General features: G+C 49.2%; 9 protein-coding genes. 6 read left to right on the forward strand and 3 right to left on the reverse strand.

Going from position 1 to position 19,945, the window contains the following annotated elements; genetic code table 11:
• Window positions 1-240 precede the first annotated feature (240 nt).
• Window positions 241-903 (reverse strand): beta-phosphoglucomutase, encoded by a 663-nt coding sequence (gene pgmB / locus NST99_RS09595; RefSeq protein ID WP_341091301.1) that lies wholly within the window; start codon window positions 901-903, stop codon window positions 241-243.
• Between the two features lie 193 nt (window positions 904-1,096).
• On the reverse strand, window positions 1,097-2,134 hold the full coding sequence (locus NST99_RS09600) for a LacI family DNA-binding transcriptional regulator (RefSeq protein WP_341091303.1): 1,038 nt from the start codon (window positions 2,132-2,134) through the stop codon (window positions 1,097-1,099).
• Between the two features lie 659 nt (window positions 2,135-2,793).
• On the opposite strand from NST99_RS09600, the gene NST99_RS09605 reads away from it, so the two are divergent.
• A complete protein-coding gene (locus NST99_RS09605; RefSeq protein ID WP_341091305.1) occupies window positions 2,794-10,389 on the forward strand; it encodes a pullulanase in 7,596 nt (2,531 codons plus the stop codon).
• A gap of 92 nt (window positions 10,390-10,481) precedes the next feature.
• Here NST99_RS09605 and NST99_RS09610 read toward each other — a convergent pair whose 3' ends face one another.
• Window positions 10,482-12,227: an alpha-glycosidase gene (locus tag NST99_RS09610; RefSeq protein ID WP_341091306.1), complete on the reverse strand. Its 1,746-nt coding sequence runs from the start codon at window positions 12,225-12,227 to the stop codon at window positions 10,482-10,484.
• A 781-nt stretch (window positions 12,228-13,008) separates the two neighbouring features.
• Here NST99_RS09610 and NST99_RS09615 point away from each other — a divergent pair.
• The 5 genes from NST99_RS09615 to NST99_RS09635 all read left to right on the forward strand — a co-directional run bounded on the left by NST99_RS09615 (window position 13,009) and on the right by NST99_RS09635 (window position 19,813).
• Window positions 13,009-14,346 (forward strand): sugar ABC transporter substrate-binding protein, encoded by a 1,338-nt coding sequence (locus tag NST99_RS09615; protein WP_341091308.1) that lies wholly within the window; start codon window positions 13,009-13,011, stop codon window positions 14,344-14,346.
• A 106-nt stretch (window positions 14,347-14,452) separates the two neighbouring features.
• On the forward strand, window positions 14,453-15,769 hold the full coding sequence (locus NST99_RS09620) for a carbohydrate ABC transporter permease (RefSeq protein ID WP_341091309.1): 1,317 nt from the start codon (window positions 14,453-14,455) through the stop codon (window positions 15,767-15,769).
• Window positions 15,766-16,611 carry a sugar ABC transporter permease gene (locus tag NST99_RS09625; protein ID WP_341091310.1) on the forward strand — a complete coding sequence of 282 codons (846 nt, stop codon included), beginning with the start codon at window positions 15,766-15,768 and terminating at the stop codon, window positions 16,609-16,611. Before NST99_RS09620 ends, NST99_RS09625 begins: the two co-directional genes overlap by 4 nt.
• Before the next feature lie 197 nt (window positions 16,612-16,808).
• Window positions 16,809-18,920, forward strand: a complete 2,112-nt coding sequence (locus NST99_RS09630; RefSeq protein ID WP_341091311.1) for a methyl-accepting chemotaxis protein — start codon at window positions 16,809-16,811, stop codon at window positions 18,918-18,920.
• Window positions 18,921-19,114: 194 nt separating this feature from the next.
• Window positions 19,115-19,813, forward strand: coding sequence for a thioesterase II family protein (locus NST99_RS09635; protein WP_341091312.1), 699 nt, complete (start codon window positions 19,115-19,117; stop codon window positions 19,811-19,813).
• The last annotated feature ends 132 nt before the right edge of the window (window positions 19,814-19,945 follow it).

Here is a 19,945-nt window from a genome sequence, read left to right on the forward strand (position 1 = left end):
TATACAGGTTACGTGCTGGCTGCCCCTCAGGCGAATGGATGTTACGATCGCTGTTGTCCCCGGATGCTCGGAAATGGGGTTATTGGGCAAACATCCGGGGACAAAGACGAACGCAGGTCTTCTTTGAAGATCCGTCCGCCTTCACTGCTGCTCAGCGTAACTTTGTTCTCACATATAGTTCAGGTAAATAGAGTAGGGTAAAAGAAAATTCACAGGGTTTCTGATAGGTATTAATGTTCGTCAAACCGTTGCAAAAGATTCCCGCAATTCCGCTAGCGCGATCTGCTGGAGAGAAGGCACAACGATGTTCGCTGCCCCCAGTGTTGCAGGAGAACCGATGCCTACGCTGCGCATACCGGCGCGGGTGGCAGCTAGGATTCCGGCCTCGGCGTCCTCAAAAACCACGCAGTGCTCAGGGGATACGGCGAGTGCCTGAGCCCCCAGCAGGAACACTTCAGGATCAGGTTTGGCCGCGCTGGTATGGGTGCCGTCGATGATCGCATCGAAATACGGTGTCAGACCGGTGTTATTCAAGATGGTCATCGCGTTTTTGCTGGCGGAGCCAAGGGCGACTTTGATGCCGGCTTCCCGGCATTCCTTCAGAAAGCCCAAGGCACCGGGCAGAATCTCCGAGCTGTCCATCTTGGCGATGTATTCGACATAACGGTTGTTTTTTTGCTCGGCCAGCCGGGCTTTTTCTGCCTCGTCCAGTGAAAGTCCGCCGATTTCCAGCAGGATGTCCAGGGATGCGGAGCGGCTTACGCCTTTAAGGCGTTCGTTATCCTGTTCAGTGAATTCAAATCCAAGGTTTTCCGCGAGTTCTCTCCAGGCGATAAAATGATATTTGGCAGTGTCGACAATTACACCGTCCAAATCGAACAGGCAGGCTTTAATTTCTGACATGTTAATCCTCCTAAAAGTTTTGTAAGCACAGCTTCCTTAAATCGACTTCGTACAAAACTCACTTCGAAAGCATAAACTTAAGTTTTGTAAGCTATTTTGACGGATATATTGTGTTTTATAAGTAGCGCAAACGTTTGAACAAAGTTCGAAAAAATAAATGAAGCATTTTTGCTTCATTTATTCTTGTACTAGGTCATTTCTTCCCTGGAGCATACATAGACGACTCTCTGACGATCAAGCGGTGGGGAATGACGAAACGGTTCGTATATCCGGCCTGATTACCCGGCTTCTGGATGCTTTGAATCAGCACTTGGGAGGCCGTATAGCCAAGATGATAAATTCCGATGTCAATGCTGCTGATCGGCGGGCTGGACAGTTCCGATAGCGGAATGTTGTTAAAGCTGACAATCGCCAAATCTTCCGGAACCTTGTATTTCAGTTCATTCAGTCCTCGCAATACTCCGAAAGAGACCATATCATCCACTGCAACAAGTGCCGTTGGACGGTTCGGAAGATTCATGAAGAATGACATCGCCCTATATCCGCTATCCTGCAGAAACTCGCCCTCTACAATCCACTCTTCACGCATCTCCAGGCCACTGCCCAGCATGGCTTTGCGGTATCCTTCGAGGCGGTCGCGTGAAACGATGAGGTTCGGCGGTCCGCTGACAAAACCAATACGTTCATGGCCCATGGAGATTAGGTGGTTTGTAGCGTCGTAAGCGGCCATGACATTATCATTATCCACGGATAAAATATCCTCATAGCGGTCGCTTCGCCCAACAAGCACGAAGGGGTAGCCGCCTGATTCCAGAAAATCAATAACCGCATCATCTTTGCGTGAATACAACAGAATAACGCCATCTACACGGCGGCCCTTCAGCAGGCGGGAAACAGCTTCAAGCTCTTCCTTTTCGTTTGCTCCGGAGCTAATCAGCACATCATAACCGGATCGGCTCGATTGAGTCACAATCCCGCGGATTAATTCCATAAAAAACAGATTGGAGAACAGTTCTTCAGCTGGTTTCGGTAAGATGATGCAAATGCTGTTAGTGGTCTTCGAAACGAGGCTTTTAGCCATCATATTCGGAGTGTAGCCCATTTCCTCCATAATCACTTTGACCTTGCGGGAAGTTTCTAGGCTGATTCTGGGATGACCTGACAACACCCGGGATACAGTGGAGGGAGAAACTCCCGCTTTCTTAGCCACGTCCTTGATGGTAACTGTCATAGAAACCTCCTCATGGAACCGTTTGCTTTACAAAGTAATATTAATCGAAGTGCTGTAAATTGTAAATAGACAAAGTCTTTCTAGAGGTCCTTTAGAGCCGATTTGGGAATAAGGACTAGAACCTTCGCTTAAAATTTGCACATTTCCACAAATGAAATGGGGAAATATAAGAAATATTTGTATTTTGATGTAAAAGTGCTGCCGGGTAAGCTGAAATGTAAAGCCATAAAATGCGCAAACGGTTTTTCTTTATAACTCTTACGTTACATATGTTTATTTTATTGATGATGCAAATCTGTGCAAAAAATGGCATTACTGCAGACCCATTAGTATGAACTCTCAGTCCCGGCTGACGGGTGGTTTAGCAATTTATTTTTTGGGTTGACAACAAGTTGAGACTAAGATTAGTATGTTAAACAAGGAATAAAAGCGCTTACAAGCGCTTATTTTGTGCAACATATCTAATGCACAAAATAAAGTTTTCAGGGAATGAGTAGGTTTGATATTTTTGCAAACGTTTGCGCAATGACTTCGAATTAAAATCTATAAGGGGGTGTCATTCCATCAGGCTTTAGAAGCATGAAATGTTGGATCAAGGAATAAGAAATCAGTGTTTTCTCTGTTCAGGAATCAAATGCAAATATGGGGGGATTGAAGGAATGAGATTGGCTTTATGGGGTAAAAAGGCTTTTGCCATTAGTATGATCCTTATTCTTGTGTGCTCTTACTTTACAGGGTACACGGCAAAAGTGGATGCTGCCACATCCAAAGTCGTGCTTGTAGGCGACCTCCAGTCAGAATTGTCTGCTGGTTCAGGGCAAGCGGATGACTGGTCACCAGATGCAACAGTCACTCAGATGACCTATACAAACAATGGTACTTATGTCTTTACAGGCACGCTGCCGGCAGGGACCTATAAGTACAAGGTAGCCCTTAACGGCACCTGGGACGAAAGCTATGGATACAGCAGTTATACCCATACTGAAGGAACTGATGACGGCGGCAACATCGTGATTACGTTGGCTGCTGAAACAACGGTTACCTTCTATTTCAACGAGATTACCAAAAAAATTGCCGACTCGACGTATTACTCGCCAATCGCAGACAACAGACTGCCGCGGCTGGTGGGTACTCTGCAAAGTGAGCTTGGCGATGCGGGCGATTCCTCGCCAGCCGACGCGAAGACGACATTGTCCGATCCGAACTTTGACAATGTGTATGAGCGGACGGCTGATCTTCCTAAAGGCGACTATTCGTACAGCGTCTTTGTGCCGGGAGCAACCCCGCAGGAGGATAAGTTTTATCCTGAGCATGAACAGGCCTTGAATCTGCCGGCGGATCTGCCGGTCACCTTCAAATACAACGCGGCGGATCATGTCGTCAGTGCCAAATTTACGGCTCCGGTTGTTCCGGGTAACAATGCCCCTGTACCGGATGGGCATCTGCGGGTTCACTACCAACGTACAGCCGGTGATTATGCGGAGCAGGGTTTATGGCTCTGGGATGATGTAGCTGCACCTTCCTCCGGGTGGCCTGCGGGTGCCACGCCATTCCCTGAAGGTCAAACTGATTCTTATGGGGCGTATACCGACGTGCCGCTTAAGGCAGGAGCCCAAAAAGTCTCCTTCTTAGTTGTCAACCGCAACAATCAGGCCAAAGACGGCGGCGACAAGCTGTTCACAATCAATACTCCGCAAGCGAATGAAATCTGGATCAAGGAAGGTTCGGATCAGGTGACGCCGTATGAGCCGGCAGTAATTCCTGCAAATACCGTCCGGATTCATTACATGAGAAGCGATAATCATCAAAGCCAGTATGGTTTATGGCTGTGGGATGATGTCGCAACAGCACCGGTTAACTGGCCGTCGGATGCTGCTACGTTTCTCCCTGAGAATGTGGACCGCTTCGGTGCGTATATCGATATTCCACTGAAAGAAAATGCCAAGAAAATTGGCTTCCTCATCGTTAACCCGACAAATGAGGACAAGGACGGCGGCGATAAAGCTTTCAGCCTGCTGGACCGTTACAATCAGCTGTGGGTAAAAGAAGGGGATAACAATGTCTATGTTTCTCCGTTCGGGGAACAACCGGTAGGACTCGTGTCGGCTGAAGTACTATCGACCAGCAAAATCCTTCTGGGCTTCACCTTAACCGACGGTTTAGATGCTGCTGCATTAAAAGCTGGAATTACCGTCAAGGACAAAGAAGGTACAGCTATCCCGGTAAATGCAGTAACCATTAAGAGCCCGACTTCCATTGAGGTGGATACAGCAGCTTTTGATCTGGGTAAAACACCGTTGAGTGTATCTTTTTCCGGCAAAACGGTGTCCGCTTCCGGCGGCTGGAGAATGATCGATGAAATATACAATTATACTGGGGACGACCTTGGGGCTGAGTATAGTGCGGCTGAGAAGTCGGCCACGCTCAAGTTATGGGCTCCTTTGGCCAGTTCTGTTGTAGCAAATGTGTACGATAAGAGTGATGCTGCCAAACTTGTCGGCCATATCAGTCTGATTAAGGGCGAACAAGGCGTTTGGTCTGCGAAGCTGAAGGCGTCTGATTTAACTGGCGCTCCCGGGGAGTCAGATGTAAGCGGATACTATTATCAATATGAAGTTACCAATGACGGGGTTATGAAGCAGGTGCTTGATCCGTACGCCAAGTCCATGGCCGTGTTCACTGTGGATACCACAGGTGCTGCGGGCGCTGGCGGAGATACAGTGGGTAAAGCAGCCATCGTTGACCTAAGCCGGACCAATCCGGCTAACTTCCATAAGGCAGATATCGCCGGTTATGAACAACGCGAGGATGCCGTCATTTATGAAGTCCATGTCCGTGATTTCACGTCGGATATTTCAATCGAAAGCAGTCTGGGCGGCGAACGCTGGGGCTCCTATGCCGCTTTTGAGAAGAAGCTGGATTATATTAAATCTCTGGGCGTAACCCATATTCAGCTGATGCCTGTAATGGCATGGTATAACGGCGACGAGACGAAGATGGGGCAAAGAGAAAGTGAATATTCAGCGCAAAATAATCAGTACAACTGGGGATATGATCCGCATAGCTACTTCTCCCCGGATGGCGCATATTCACAGAATCCTGCCGATCCAGAACTGAGGATCAAGGAGCTTAAAGGGCTTATCGACGCAGTGCATGAGGCCGGGATGGGCGTCGTTCTGGATGTTGTATATACCCATATGGCGAAGAAGGAATTCTTGAACGATATCGTGCCTAATTATTATGCGTTCCAGGATGCAAACGGCAACTTTATCGGCGGTTTCGGCAACAACCTGGCGACAAACCATAAAATGGCGGAGAAGCTGATGGTGGATTCCGTCAAGTACTGGTTCAGTGAATACAAAATCGACGGCATGCGCTGGGACATGATGGGCGATGCCACGGCAGATGCTGTGCAGGCTGCCTATGATGCCGCAGCAGCCATTAACCCGCAGGCGCTGTTCATCGGCGAGGGCTGGAAAACGTTCGGCGGAGCCGCTTCCGATCCTTCTCTTGCAGGTAAAGGCGCGGATCAGGATTGGATGAATAAGACGGATAGTGTCGGCGTATTCTCCGATGAATTCCGCAATGAATTGAAATCAGGTTATGGTTCGGAAGGTGAACCGAGGTTTATTACGGGCGGGGCACGTTCCATTGAGGCGATACTGGACAATATTAAAGGCCAGCCGTCCAATATCCCGGCGGATGATCCGGGGGATATCGTGCCGTACATTGAAGCCCATGACAATCTGACACTGCATGATGTAATTGCGCAGTCCATCAAGAAAGATCCGGCAATTCCCGGGAACGAGCTGGAAATACAGAAGCGGATCAGGCTCGGCAACATGCTGGTATTCACTTCCCAGGGTACCTCCTTCCTGCAGGCAGGCCAGGAGTATGGACGCACCAAGCAGTGGAAGGCAGATACTATTCCTGAGCAAAAAGCTACAGAGCTAAAGGACGCAAACAATAATTCATTCGGGTATTTCATTCATGATTCCTATGATTCATCGGATGCGGTCAACATGTTCGATTGGTCCAAGGTAACTGATGAAGTGAACTTCCCGGTGCAGAACATGACCAAAGATTATACCTCAGGCCTCATTAAGCTGAGAAAGTCTACAGATGCATTCCGTCTGGGCGACATGAGTCTGGTGGATTCTAATGTCAGCCTGATTCCGGCGCCGGAAATGCAGGAGACCGGTCTTGTGATCGGGTACAAGAACAAGGCCACTGATGGTACCGGCATCTATTATGTGTTCATGAATGGCGACAATGTATCCCGAACGCTAACACTTTCCGAGGATTTAACAGGCGGCAGCGTACTGGCCGACGATGACGAAGCGGGTACTGAAGTTATCCCTGCTGCAGCCCAGTCCGGTTTTGCATTAACGGCTACGTCCATTGAACTGCAGCCGTTGACTGCTGTAATTATCAAGATGGATGCCGCAGCAGCTGTGCTGAGTTCTCTGGAAACGGACAGCAGCAGCTACTCCCTGCAAATTGGCAGCACACATCAATCGGCTGTATATGCCAAATATGATGACGGCAGCAAACGTTCGGTTACGAATACTGCCACTTATATTTCCGATAAACCGGAAGTGGCTGCCGTTACAAGCAAAGGTCTCGTAAAGGGGCTCAAGGCTGGAACAGCCAACCTTACCATTACCTATGGCGGAAAAACAACAAAGGTAACCGTGAAGGTAACGAAAGAGCCGGTGGATAGCAAACGTTATGTCCAACTGACCTATGTCCGTGACGACAAAGATTATACGGATTGGAATCTCTGGATATGGAACACTGGAGTTAAAAATGATCAAATTGATTTCACAACGTTTAAGGATGGTAAAGCCAGTGTTCTGATTGAGGTGGCGCCAAATGCCACAAGCGTGGGATTCGTACTGCGCAAAGGAACGGACTGGAATACGGGCAAACAAGACTACCCGGATGATCGTGTTATTCTGCTTACCCCGGGTGAAAATTTCACCAAGGTCATTGTGACCAGTATGGTGAAGGAGCTTGACATCAAACCGGTTATTAACGGTCCGGTCATGAAAGACGGAACGATTACCTTCAAGTACCGTGATGACGAGCTTTTCCGCGGCGGCAACCTGGAATCTATCAGCGAGGCCAAAGTGAAAGTGAACGGCAAAGAATACCCGATGGTGTATGATCCGTCGAGTGAGTGGTTCAGTTATCAACTGACTGGCGTGGAGGAAGGAACGTTTAAGTATACCTTCCTGATCACTAAGGATGGAGATACTGAAGAACTCACCGATCCGAAAAATACGGTGAACGGTGAATCGGTTGCCGTATATCATCGTCCAGTCGTTACAGTCAGTGCAAAAGTACAACCGGAAGCTGTTACATCGAGTGAAAATGCAATTGTGACGGTCAGTGCAGCCTCCGAAGAAGCTGTAACCTATAAGCATGGATTCATGGATCTGACTGTCATTGGGGGTCCAAGCGAAGTGAAGCTCGATACCGGGCTCATGAAACAGACCATTGCGGTGAAGGATACCGTAGCTGCGGGCATCAAAACCATTCCGGTCACGCTTATTGACCAATACGGAAATACGCATAAAGGCAGCGCCTCCATTGAAGTGAAAGCCAGAACCTATACGGGAGCCAAGCTGGATTTCGATTGGGATGAGGCACGGATCTATTTTGCCCTGACCGACCGCTTCAAGGATGGTGACCTCACCAACAATGAGAACGTCGATAAAACACATCTTGAAGCCTACCACGGCGGAGACTTCCGCGGGATGATCAACAGTCTGGACTACCTTCAGGAGCTAGGGATCAACACGCTCTGGATCTCGCCGATTGTCGACAACATTGATTTCAATAAGGGGGGTGATTTCGGCGGTACGCAGCAGGCTTACCATGGCTATTGGGCCAAGGATTTCACCCAGCTGGATGAACATCTTGGCGATATGGCGACCTTCCGCGAACTGATTGAGAAGGCACATGACAAGGGTATCAAAATCATGGTTGACGTTGTGCTGAATCATGCAGGCTACGGTTTGGAAGCAGAGGATAACTATCCGGCCGTTACCGCAGAGGATAAAGCGCGCTTTGACGGCATGCTCCGTACGGACAATGTATCGGCCGATACTGACCCGATCAAGGGCGAGCTTGCCGGCTTGCCGGACTTCAAAACGGAAGATCCTGCAGTTCGCGCAAAAATTATTGAGTGGCAAACGGGCTGGCTGGATAAGGCACGGACAGCTCGCGGCGATACGATTGACTATTTCCGTGTGGATACCATTAAGCATGTGGAAGATACGACATGGAAAGCATTCAAAAATGCGCTGACAGCAATTGACCCCGGCTTCAAGCTGGTCGGTGAATATTACGGCGGCACCATTGATAGCGACGGTGGCATGCTGCAAACCGGGCAAATGGACGGCTTGCTGGATTTCGGCTTTAAGAATGCGGCGAGAGATTTCACGAACGGCAAAATCAGTGATGTGGATGCATACCTTCAGGACCGTGAATCGAAGATTGACAATACCCGGATGATGGCTCAGTTCTTGAGCAGCCATGACGAGAACGGCTTCCTGTCCGACTATGTGGACGGGGACAAAGGCAAGCTGAAAATCGCTGCCGCTCTGCAGATTACAGCTAAAGGACAGCCAGTTATTTACTATGGTGAAGAACTCGGACGTTCAGGCAGAAATGCCGGAGACATGTCGAAGGGAGAATTCAGCGAAAATCGTTCGGATATGCCGTGGGATCAGCTTACTGCTGAGCAGGGTCTTCACGACCACTATCAGAAGCTGCTGAATATCCGTGCCAAATACTCTGCGGTATATGCCAAGGGTACACGTACGAAGCTGGCAGGTTCGGATGAACTGGGATATTTGGCTTTTGACAAGCAGTACGGTTCCCAAAATGTTGTGACGCTCATCAACACCAGCACGAAGGCTGTAACTGCAAGTATTCCAGTGCCGTACACAGCATTTGCTTCTGTAATAGATGAGTACAGCGGCAGAACATATGCCGTATCGTCCGACCGGAAAGTAACGCTTGAGATCCCGGGCAGAGATGAGGGAGGAACCGTTATTCTAGCGGTGGTATCTGATGGAACGCCGGGACCCGTACCCACTCCGGCACCGGCACCAGCACCAACGCCAACAACCACAACTGCAGATCCGCAAATTATTGGGGTAGACAGCTTGAAAAATGGCAAGGACGGGAAGGTAGAGGTGCAGGTTGCTGCCGGTAAGCAATCGGTGCTCTTACCGATTCAGGCAGCGGAAGTCCTCGGAACAAATGGCTTGGTACTCCATATGGGCGGGCTTTCTGTAACTCTGCCGAGTGCAGTGCTGAGCGGGATTCAAGGAAGCTTGACCGGGACTGAGGGGGAGGGGGCGCACATTCTGTTCGCAACCAGTCCGCTTCAAGGCATGGCGGCAGACACCTTCCTGGCCGGGCTGAAGCTGCAGGATACCAGAGTGACCGCTGCATCGGATGTATATGAGTTTACACTGCATATTGTCAAAAAAGACGGCACCCGTATTCCGGTTACGACCTTTAAAGCGCCGGTTACGCTTGCTTTCAAGATTACCGGCAATCCGGATAAAGAGCTGCTCGGTATCTATGTTCTGGGCGATAGCGGAAGTGTGGCATATGCGGGTGGAGCCTTGAACGGGAATGTCATTACGGCACAAGTTACGCATTTCAGCAAATATGCGGCACTTGAGCTCGACAAGACCTTTAAGGATGTTCCGGCAGCCAATTGGGCGGCAGCGGCAATTAAATCGCTTAGCGCCAAACAAATCATTACGGGTGTTACCTCTTCCGAATTCAAACCAAAGAGCAATGTCAGCCGCGCGGAATTTACCGCACTGCTGGTTCGTGCGCTTGGTGTGACTGCGGAAGGTCAGGCTGCATTCGCTGATGTGAAGCCTGCTGCCTGGTACTCTTCGTACGTGGCGACAGCGGCCAGTCAGGGAATTGTGACGGGACGAAGCCAAGAGAGCTTTGCGCCAAATGCTGCCATCAGCCGCGAGGAAATGGCCGTTATGGTTATTCGTGCGCTGGAAGTCAAACAAGGTCAGAAGGTTGAGGTGGCCTCCGGGTCAACCCGGTTTGCAGATGCTGCCGGCATCAGTGCCTGGGCAGGCTCTTATGTAAATACCGCTGCAGAGCTGGGGTTGGTGCAAGGAAAAGCCGGTCATAAGTTTGCTCCCAAAGAGCTAATGACCCGCGCTGAAAGCGCACAAGTGATTTACAATCTGCTTGACGAATAAATAGCCATATAACGAAAACGGCACTCTTCATCGCGAAGAGTGCCGTTTTTTATTTGTGAATGATATCTCGTCTGGATTGAAGTGATGGATTGTTATACTATCGCCTTAATGACGGTATAGCCGTATGCTGGCAGCTTAACGGAGAGCTTGCCTCGCTCAGCGCGCAAGGATTCGCCGGTGAACAGGTTCTCCCATTGACGTTCTTCTACGCTAATGTGGAAGGTCTGGCCTGTCCCTTCTGTGTTCATCAGTACGATGATAATATCATCGCCAAGACTGCGTTCATAAGCCAGCTTGCTGCCCTGCGGGGCCGCCTCCAGGAAGGTGAGGGCGCCGGTGCGGAGTGCAGGATGGCTGCCGCGGATCTCGATCAGCTTGCGGAAAAAGCTGAACAGCTCGCGGTCCTGCTTCTCGGGATCCCACTCCATGCATTTACGGCAGCCCGGATCGCCTTCGCCATCCATGCCAATTTCAGCGCCGTAGTAGATGCACGGCGTGCCCATAAACGTGAACTGGAACAATGTGGCCAGTTTCAGCTTCTTCTTGTCTCCTCCGGCCACAGTCAAGAGGCGCGGCGTATCGTGGCTGTCCAGCAGATTGAAGGCCACTTCGCTGGCCTGCAGCGGATAACGCGACAGCTGCTTGCCGATGGCATTGGCAAAACCTTCGGCATCAAGCGCACCGGAGATGAAGAAGTCAATTACGGCATCGGTGAACGGATAGTTCATTACTGCGTCGAATTTATCGCCTTCCAGCCAAGGGGCGGATTCATGCCAGATTTCACCCAAAATATAAGCTTCGGGATTCGCGCGTTTTACCACTTTGCGGAAGTCGCGCCAGAATTCATGATCCACCTCATTGGCAACGTCCAGACGCCAGCCGTCAAGGCCGACCTCACGAATCCAGTATTCAGCCACATTCAGCAGATATTCCTTTACTTCGGGATTCTCTGTATTCAGCTTTGGCATCAGGGGTTCGAAGGCAAAGGAATCATAATTCGGGATGTTGTCCACCACCTGCAGTGGAAACTCGCGGATATGGAACCAGTCTTTGTAACGGGAGTTTTCCCCGTTCTCCAGTACATCAACGAAAGGGGCAAAGGTTCTGCCCGCATGATTGAACACGGCGTCCAGGAGCACACGTATGCCGCGTTCATGGCAGGCATCGACGAGTTTTTTGAGTGTCTTCACATCACCGAAATGCGGATCAACCTTCATATAGTCCTCTGTATCATACTTATGGTTGGTAGTCGCCGCGAAGATCGGAGTGAAATAGATGCCGGTAATGCCAAGCTCGGTCAAATGATCCAGATGGTCAATGACTCCTTGAAGATCTCCGCCGAAGAAATTTTCCGGTGTAGGCGTACCGCCCCATGGCTGCACATTCTCGGGATTCAGACTGGGATCACCGTTTGCAAAGCGCTCCGGAAAGATCTGATAGAAGACAGCGTCCTTCACCCATGCCGGTGGTGCGAACACATCTACAGGGTTTATGTACGGAAATTCAAACAGCCGGTTCGGATTCGCCGGACGTTCTGTCTGAAAGTCGCTTTCCGTCATCCAGATCCGCTCATGACCTTGTTGCAGCAGGAAACCGTATTTCAGCCTGCGGTACAGGGGAACCGACTCACATTCCCAATAATCAAACATCGCATCCGAAGTGAAAAGCTTCATCGGAATCAATTCTTTGGTAGTATCCCAGGCATATTTATCGCCGGCCCAGGCGAATACCTCTGTCAAATCTCCTTTTTTGGCACGTAGACGAAGATGAATGGTTTGGCGGTCATAGGCATAAGACCAATTCAAGCGCGGACGGTGGTATACAGCTTCTAATAACATGATAATTCCTCCTAAAAAGTTGGTTTGTCTTGTGGAATCCCAATGCAGAACTAAGACGGTGCATTATGCGCAATTTGCATGAAGTGGATATATAAGGAACTTAAGGGGTGATATACGGACATGTGCCCGCGGTGCGCAAACATTGTGCCACGATTGCACAATATCGCCCTTACATTCGCCCATAGCAAAGAGGCACAACCGCCGCCGAAGAGATAGTTCCGAGGTTGTACCTGTGTCAAGTAACATTGCCTTTTAGTTATAAAAGAACAAAGGGCGGATGCTTCTGCTGCTTCCAGCAGATCAAGCTGCTCATAATGGTTTGGATTATAGCACGGAATAAATAGCCGTTCAATACTATTGTTCAAACCATTGCACAATTATTCACTTGCGATCAGGCACTTTTACGGTGATCTAATTTTCAAAAGATTCATTACAGAAGATAAGTGCGGCTATAAATTGTTAATGAAAACAAATAATTAAGTAGAGACTGAAGAAAACAAAAGGAAATAAGAGTAATCTTGCGAATAAGGGATATATTGTATTGTGACCATGGATAATTAGCCGAAAATGGACGAATATACCATGTGCAAACGTTTTAACAATTAAGATTCCTGTTGTATTATAAATTAAGTAATGAAGCGCTTTCTAGAACTTGACTAAAGCGGATACAGAAGGTTGGAAGAATAAAACAGACATTTTTTTTGGATCTTCTGAAATCGTTTGCGCAAGTTCTGCAGGATCATTGTTGGCAAGCGTACACAAATTAGGAGGGGTTAAAGCAATGAAGTTGAAAAAGCTTATGGTTCTCACCGCCGCAGCGTCAATGGCACTTTCTGTTACTGCCTGTGGATCTAGCAACAACGGAAATAACGGGGGCAGCAACTCAGCCGCAACGAACGCACCATCAGAAAGCACGGCTCCGGCCGGAAACGCAGGCACAGACAACACTGGCGCCGAAACCGCACAAATCACCCCAGAAGATGGCGCAACCCTGACCGTATGGGAAAGTAAGGAAGAAAGAGCCTTTACAGACGCAATTGCGAAGGAGTTCACTGAAAAATACAAGGTTCCGGTAAAAATTGAAGAGTTGTCACCGGTGCAGCAAGTTACCAAGCTGTCCCAAGACGGTCCTTCCGGTTTGGCTGCCGACGTTGTTCTGATTCCGCATGACAACCTGGGCAGAGCAGCAAGCGCACAGCTTTTGCTTCCAAACGATGTGTTCGAGAAAGAAACAGTAAAGAACAATACAGAATCCTCGATTACCGGTGCCAGCTATGACGGTCTCCTGTACGGCTACCCGCGTGCTGCTGAAACTTATGCTTTGTACTACAATAAGTCTCTTGTTACTGAAGCGCCTAAGACCTTTGATGATGTACTCGCCTTCGGCAAAACCTTCACCGACAAATCCAAAAACCGGTATGGAATCATGTGGGAAGTCGGCAACATGTATTTCGACTATCCGTTCATCGCTTCCAACGGCGGTTATCTCTTCGGGGATAACGGCACGAACAAAGACGATATCGGGATCAATACCGACGGCGCAATCCAAGGCTTGAGTGAATTTAAGAAACTGAAAGAAATTCTGCCAATCAACAGTGGCGATATTAACCCGGATATTAAGCGCAGTCTCTTCAACTCCGGCGATGTCGCAATGGATATCAACGGACCTTGGGAACTGGCCGGATACAAAAAGGCTCTGGGCGATAATCTGGGACTGACACCGCTGCCGACTGTCGGTGGAAAGACTGCCATCTCCTTGGCCGGCTTCAAGATCTTCGCGGTTAACGCGTATACGCAATATCCAAATGCCGCTAAGCTCTATGCTGAGTTCGCTTCCAGCAAGGATGCCCAGCTTAAGCTGAACAAACTGGTCGGATCGATTCCAACCAACTTGGAGGCTCTGGAAGATCCGCAAATCAAGGATGACCCTTATGTATCCGTTTTTGCTGAACAGGCTAACAACTCCCAGCCAATGCCTTCCATTCCTGAAATGGGCAATGTGTGGAGTCCTGTAAATGCAGCCCTGCCGGAAATCTGGGACAAAGGCGTAGACCCTAAGACTGCAATGGACAAAGCAGCCCAACAGATCAAAGATCTGAACAACGGCGCTTCGAAGTAAACATCCGCAGGTCTATTCCAACAGTATATTTATGAAATCAAATCACCCGCCGCCTGGTAGCGGCGGGCGATTCTCTGATTTCCCAGGAGAGGAGAACGGAAGGGAAATGCAGCGACACCATACTAGAACAGCAACGATACTGTCTACATTATTTATGGGATTGGGACAAATATATAACCGCCAATTTATCAAAGGTTTTATTTTTTTGATTGTAGAGGCATTAAGCTTAACTTACTTTATTGAGAAGCTGGGACGGGCGTTCTGGGGTATCGTTACCTTAGGGACAACCTCCCAACATTTTGAGAAGGTCAAAGGGATTGCCAAGTTGGTCAAAGGTGATCATTCTATATTTATTCTAATTCAGAGTTTGATTACAATTATATTCTTTGTTCTGTTTCTGCTTGCGTGGTATATGAACATTAAAGATGCCCGAAAGACTGGAGCTGTACGGGACGCAGGCCGTACTCCGGCTACATTTAAACAGAGCATCCGTTATATCCTCGACTACAAGTTTGCGCAGACATTTCTTATCCTGCCGTCTGTAGGTATTCTGTTCTTTACAGTAATGCCGATCATCTTCATGATCATGCTGGCGTTTACGAACTATGCTGCGCCTAACCATATGCCTCCGGCCAAGCTGGTAGATTGGGTTGGCTTTGAAACATTCCGTAATCTGGTGGTACTTAAATCATGGAGCCAGACCTTTTACGGGGTACTTACTTGGACTATTACATGGGCGATCTTGTCCACGGTTACTACCTATTTCGGCGGCATGCTGGTCGCGATGCTGGTCAGCCAGCAAGGCATCCGTTTCAAGGGCTTCTGGAGAGCCATTCTGATTGTTCCATACGCTATTCCGCAGATGATCTCCCTTCTGCTCATGCGTAACCTGTTCAACGGCCAGTTTGGTCCGATTAACCAATATCTAAAATTTTTCGGGCTCGGTGGCCTTCCTTGGCTAACGGATCCATTCTGGGCCAAAGTAACAGTTATCGTGGTTAACTTGTGGGTCGGTATTCCGGTATCCATGCTGCTGATTATGGGGGTTCTGACAACGATTCCGCGCGATATGTATGAAGCGGCCGAAGTGGATGGGGCGACCAACTACCAGAAATTCCGCATCATAACATTGCCTATGGTGCTGTTCTCGACGGCGCCTACACTGATTGCCCAGTTTGCAGGTAACATCAATAACTTTAATGCGATCTTCCTGTTAACAGCCGGTAATCCCCCAAACGGGGATTATCAGTACGCCGGTTCCACCGACTTGCTCGTGACGTGGCTTTACAAGCTCACGCTTGACCAGAACAAATATAACATGGCATCTGCGGTCGGAATCATTATCTTCTTGATCGTAGCCAGCTTCTCGCTTTACAATTACCGGCGGTCGAAATCATTCCAGGAGGAGGACATGATCCAATGAGCGGAGTAAATATTAAAAGAAAAATACGTCTCGGATTAAGTTATTTAGCGTTGCTGATTCTGTCTGTTGCAGCACTCTATCCTGCCATTTGGATTCTGTTATCGTCGCTGCGGCCGGGCAAATCCCTTTACAGTAAAACGCTGATTCCTGAAACGTTTACGCTTGAACATTACCGGGCGCTATTCTATGATAACACCCTGCTGTTCCCTACCTGGTGGCTTAATACGTTTAAGATTGCCTTGTTCTCAATGATCCTGGGCGTTTTCTTGACATTGCTTACAAGCTATGCAGTTTCCCGGTTCAGATTCAAGACGCGCAAGACCACCATGTCCGGACTGCTGGTGCTTGGAATGTTTCCAGGCTTCATGAGTATGATTGCCATCTATTTGCTGCTGAAAGAGTTTGATCTGCTGGATAAACATTTGGCTCTGATTATCGTATATGCAGCCGGTGCTCCGCTAGGCGGGACACTGATCGCGAAAGGGTTCCTCGATACGATACCGCGTTCGCTGGACGAAGCTGCCCGCATTGACGGAACAAGTAACTTTGGAATCTTCTGGAGAATTATTCTGCCTCTGTCGAGACCGATGATTACCTACATGGCGCTTACGCAATTTGTCGGACCGTGGGTTGACTTTATCTTTGCAAGACTCATTCTGCGGACCAAGGATAAATGGACCGTTGCCGTCGGTATGTGGGACATGGTGGATTCAAATCAGAACTCCAATTTCACGACTTTTGCGGCAGGCGCTGTACTGATCTCTATTCCGATCATGATTCTCTTTGGCTTCCTGCAAAAATTGCTCGTCGAAGGGTTGACTGCTGGGGCGAGCAAGGGGTAATCTGGCCCTTTGCCAGTTTGCACGATTTAACGAAAACAAGGTACAGCCTTCATTTGACTGCGAAGGGTGTACCTTGTCTTATGTATTTTTATTTAATTTATGGGGTTATTCAAGGACTACAACTGGGTACCTGATTAGGCTTTAAGGATAAAACCCACTAATGTGGCGTTATTTTATTCTATGGGGAGAGTAGACTTATGAAAGGGCAACGAAGCCTGCATCTGCAATCGGTTGGCGTCAAATTATTCATAATCCTGTTCAGCACCATTCTGTTGTTGTCCTCCGTGCTTGGTTTGACTTCTTATTACGCCGCCAAAGGTATTATTACCGATGAAGTAGCTGCTGCTTCATCGCAAGCGATTGTCCAGGCCGCTGATAAACTGGATTTCCTCTTTGTCGAGTATGAAGCGCTCTCGCGGCAATTTGCCGTGGATCAGGCGCTCAAGGCAGATCTAGAGGCGGTAAATGATCCGGGTATCGGGATCGTGGCTAAGGTTGCCGCCGAAGGGCGTATCCGCAGCAAGCTGGATGCAGTCAAAGGCTCCGATGAGCGTCTATTGGGCATCCGGCTTGTTTCCCGCAGCCTCGCCGAAGTTGAATCTTATACAACCTCGGGCGTTACGGGGATCCGCACCGATGAGGGGATCCTGGCGAGATTCAAGCAGATTGACGAGGCCAAGGGTAATCCAGTGTGGTTCCCGGTCCGGCCGACGGGCTTCTTCGATACATACTCTGAAGCTTCTCTCACGATGGGACGGCTTCTGCGCAATATGCAAAATCCGCAAGCGGAATATTATATGCTGATTGAGATCAAGCGAAGCTCTCTCAACGACATATTAGCGAATCTGCGCATTGGAGAAGACGGTGAACTGCGCATCCTTGATGCTGACCGAAAGGTTGTGTATGCGAAGGATGATGCTCAACTGGAGCAGACCTCATTCATCAAGCCGTCGAGGGCAGAGGTCGAGCCGCAGGCGGCCCAAGAATTGGATCGTTCCTTTATGGCAGACGATGAAGCCGGAACGGAGCAACTGGCGGTGTACCAGCCGCTGACCACAGGTGGTTGGACACTGCTTGGCTATGCGCCGGTCAGTGATTTCACCAAGTCGGCCGACCGCCTGTTGTACATTACACTGCTCGTAGTATTCGCGGCGGCACTGATTGCTCTTTTGATCGGCTATGTGCTGGTCCGTCTGATTGGCCGGCCGCTCGGTAAGCTGGCCCGGCTGATGGAGGAAGGGGAGCGAGGCAACCTTAATGTTCGTACCAACTTCAAGGGCCGCGATGAAATCGGCCGGCTTGGGCATAGCTTCAACCGGATGATGGAGCAGATTTCCATGCTGGCCGGCCAGAGCGGCGCTTCGGCGACAGAGGTTCTGGCGACATCCGAACAGCTGGTTCATGCTTCGGCAACGATCTCGGACCACGCCCGTGAGCTGGCGGTAGCCACGGATGAAATTGCCCAAGGTGCTGCCAGTCTGGCGGCGGAAGCCGAGAGCAGCAACCATGATGTGGAGCTGATGGGCGGCAAGATGCATGAGGTGGACCAGATTAACCGGGTAATGGATGCGGCAGCCGAGAAAGTGATCGCGGTCAGCGAGCAGGGAGCGGCGCTAATGAAGACACTGGTTGCACAAAGTGAGTCGACGGTGGAGATGATGCGGCTGATTGAAGAGAATTCGGCCAAGCTGCAGGAAAGCACTCATTTGATCCGCAATATTCTGGCGCCAATGATTGCCATGAACAAGCAGACCAATATTCTGGCGCTTAATGCTTCCATTGAAGCAGTCCGTGCAGGAGCGGCCGGCAGAGGCTTTATTGTTATCGCCGACGAAATCCGCGCCCTGGCCGGCCAGTCCAGCCAATCGATTGCCTCAGTCTCGCAAATTACGGAGGAGATCGGGCGGAGTATCGAGGACACCGTCAAGGTGGTGGGCGAAGCTGTGCCGCTGTTCAGCGAGCAGATCGGCTCGGTGCGGGAATCGTCCCAGATTTTCGCGGCTGTACGCAAGGAAATGGAAGACTTCATTGAATATCTGGGTCAATCGTCGGCTGCGGTTTCTGAGTTGACCATTTTCCAGGCACGTCTTGGCGAGTCGATGGGTAGTGTCCGTTCTGTGGTGCAGCAGACCAGTGCATCTACAGAGGAAGTGGCGGCAATGTCTTCGCGGCAATTGACAGTAAGCGGCGAACTGGTGGCGCTGTCCAAGCAGCTGGAGGAACTGGCAGAGAGCTTGAAGCAATCGCTGATTTCTTTTCACGGACAAGCTGAAAATCCGCAAGCGGACAGCCCGGAACAAATGCAGTAGAGTTGTTCCGAAGAACCTCAAAATTAGTTGTGTATCTTTCCAGGCAGGCAGCGGATAGCAGAATTTCAGCACAAGTTGCCACATATCAAGAAACCTCCAACCCCGCTGATGCGGGCTGGAGGTTTCTAGTCTGGATATCCTCAGTTAATTGGGGTTTTCTTTCAATTATTAATAAAACATGAAAGAGATGGACTATGAAATTATTCTGTATACCTTATGCAGGTGGTTCGGCCTTCTTCTACAGTCAATGGTCAAGCTACTTAAACGGAATCGCTGAGATTATTCCTGTGGAGTTGGCTGGCAGAGGCAGGAGAGTGCACGAGCCGTTTTATCGATCCTTTGAAGAAGCAGTTGAAGATATTACGTCGCTTATTCTGCCGCAATTAAGTGGAGATCCCTATGGGATTTTCGGGCATAGCTTGGGGGCAATTCTTGCCTATGAAACGATTCATCAACTGAAAAGTAGGGGGTATAAGGAGCCTGATGCCGTTTTTTTCTCAGGAAGATCTGCTCCGCATGTACCAGACAAGGATGAAACTATCGTTCATACGCTCCCGGATGAAGAGTTTAAGCGGCACTTAATGGAATTAGGCGGAACGCCGCCGCAGTTTTTTGATAATACGGAATTGATGGATCTTTTTTTGCCTATTATCAGGTCGGATTTCCGGTTGTCAGAGACTTTTATGTTCAAAGAGAGAAACAGTAAACTCGGGTGTGACGTCTACATATTCTTCGGTTGCAAGGATGACACCCTGGCAGGAGATATAGAAGAGTGGGACCAAGTTTCTGATAACGCTTGCAAGTATGTTGGTTTTGATGGAGATCATTTTTTTATTCATAGTCATTCGCAATTTGTTATAGAGGCTCTTATGAAGGCTCTCAATTTCCGCTAATCGCAGCAAGATGTGTTTTTACAACAAGAACCTATAATCCAGGCCAATCATCATACTGCCTAATTCGACCTCACTTTCTCAGATTGGTTTGCGGTTGCCTTCAGAAGCATGCAGTTCATTCAGAGTCAGCAT

This window comes from Paenibacillus sp. FSL L8-0470, from assembly GCF_038008625.1.
GTDB lineage: Bacteria > Bacillota > Bacilli > Paenibacillales > Paenibacillaceae > Paenibacillus_AQ.

Coding starts and splice junctions, on each gene's coding strand:
- pgmB (WP_341091301.1), bottom strand. CDS start 903: ATGTCAGAAATTAAAGCCTGCCTGTTCGATTTGGACGGTGTAATTGTC.
- NST99_RS09600 (WP_341091303.1), bottom strand. CDS start 2,134: ATGACAGTTACCATCAAGGACGTGGCTAAGAAAGCGGGAGTTTCTCCC.
- NST99_RS09605 (WP_341091305.1), top strand. CDS start 2,794: ATGAGATTGGCTTTATGGGGTAAAAAGGCTTTTGCCATTAGTATGATC.
- NST99_RS09610 (WP_341091306.1), bottom strand. CDS start 12,227: ATGTTATTAGAAGCTGTATACCACCGTCCGCGCTTGAATTGGTCTTAT.
- NST99_RS09615 (WP_341091308.1), top strand. CDS start 13,009: ATGAAGTTGAAAAAGCTTATGGTTCTCACCGCCGCAGCGTCAATGGCA.
- NST99_RS09620 (WP_341091309.1), top strand. CDS start 14,453: ATGCAGCGACACCATACTAGAACAGCAACGATACTGTCTACATTATTT.
- NST99_RS09625 (WP_341091310.1), top strand. CDS start 15,766: ATGAGCGGAGTAAATATTAAAAGAAAAATACGTCTCGGATTAAGTTAT.
- NST99_RS09630 (WP_341091311.1), top strand. CDS start 16,809: ATGAAAGGGCAACGAAGCCTGCATCTGCAATCGGTTGGCGTCAAATTA.
- NST99_RS09635 (WP_341091312.1), top strand. CDS start 19,115: ATGAAATTATTCTGTATACCTTATGCAGGTGGTTCGGCCTTCTTCTAC.